This window comes from Stenotrophomonas sp. 2YAF22 (assembly GCF_052114665.1).
Lineage (GTDB): Bacteria > Pseudomonadota > Gammaproteobacteria > Xanthomonadales > Xanthomonadaceae > Stenotrophomonas > Stenotrophomonas indicatrix.
In genome coordinates this window covers 1-1143 of sequence record NZ_JBFRFE010000907.1, presented here as the reverse complement: position 1 = coordinate 1143, position 1143 = coordinate 1, and the positions used below count along the sequence as shown (strand labels likewise).

The following is a 1143-nucleotide window of genomic DNA, read 5'->3' as shown; positions in this document are numbered from 1 at the left end:
ACGCTGTGCAGCACCGCCAGGCCCGCGCCCATCAGGATAAACAACGCGACCAGTAACGGCAGATCGATCGTGCGCACCGCCTCGAGGCAGCCGCCAAACATTCGTTTCCATTTCACCCGTGGCACGGTAGCAACCGGCGCTTTCGTGAAGCTGTCAGCGCTGTTTGTCGCTATCGACACCTCGCGTGATGAGTGCCTTTGGCATCTGCATTCTCCGGGTTTCAAACAATTCTGATTGGAGCAGCGGGGGCTCCCATGCACATCATGTAGTGCCATCGACAACGGGTGGCACGGGACTCCAATCCCGTTGACCCAAGTGTTGTTTACGCTTGCCAGCCGGCGTCGCTTTCTCCTTGTTGAGCGGCGTCGGCTGGCAATCCGTCCGTGCGTCTTTGGCGGGCGGTGCGTGGAGGGCCTCGTGCCCGCCGGCGCTTTCACACTTGGTCACCGGTATTGGAGCCACGCATCGTCCGCCACCCTCGCATGCACGCGGGGTGGCCCTTGCCTACCGCACAAGGATGCCGCCATGTCCGCTTCCACCTACTCGTACCTGTTCGCCACGCTGGGCGAGGCTGCTCACGAGCTGCCGCATGACATCGCCCGCGCGCTGGAAACCACGCTCACTGCAACGCAGGCCGCCAACGCGCCCGGCGGCCCTACCCTGCTGGACTGCCTGCAGCGCATCCGCCAGGTGGAAGCGGCAGATGGCCAGCCGTGGCCGAGCAAAGGGCGAACGCAGGCGCAGTGCATGGCGATGGCGCGCATCGACCGCGCCAATGCCGGGCTGACCTTCCTGCTGGAACTGCTGCACGCCAGCGAACGCGTGCGCGTGGACGGCGACGACACGCAGCACCTGCCCGACGACGCCCGCGAAGGACTGCTGCTGGCCTGCCGAGGGCTGTCGGAATACGTGGATGTGCAGTTGCAGGCCGCGTAATGCGCACGTCGCTGTGCCCTCGCCTGCCTCTCGTACAGCGCATGCCGGCCCTGAGCCGAGCATGGCTCGGCACTACAAAGAGCGAAGCGACCCGCTTCTGCTCTGCTTTATTCTCTTTGCGTGGGTGGCCACCGCAGGAAACTGTCAGAGGYCGGGCGGGGTGGGTTCGCGGAGGTGTCCGCGGCATGGATGCCGCGGCCAAGCCCC

The 1143-nt window shown here is 65.4% G+C and carries 1 protein-coding gene and 1 pseudogene; one reads left to right on the top strand and one right to left on the bottom strand.

The genetic code is table 11. The features are described 5' to 3' along the window. A pseudogene (locus tag AB4Y84_RS22160) lies at nt 1-116 on the bottom strand (rod shape-determining protein RodA); the annotation flags it as partial. 409 nt (nt 117-525) lie between these two features. Here AB4Y84_RS22160 and AB4Y84_RS22155 point away from each other — a divergent pair. Further along, nucleotides 526-936: a hypothetical protein gene (locus AB4Y84_RS22155; RefSeq protein WP_442244991.1), complete on the top strand. Its 411-nt coding sequence runs from the start codon at nt 526-528 to the stop codon at nt 934-936. Nucleotides 937-1143 lie beyond the last annotated feature (207 nt).

Coding starts and splice junctions, on each gene's coding strand:
- AB4Y84_RS22155 (WP_442244991.1), top strand. CDS start 526: ATGTCCGCTTCCACCTACTCGTACCTGTTCGCCACGCTGGGCGAGGCT.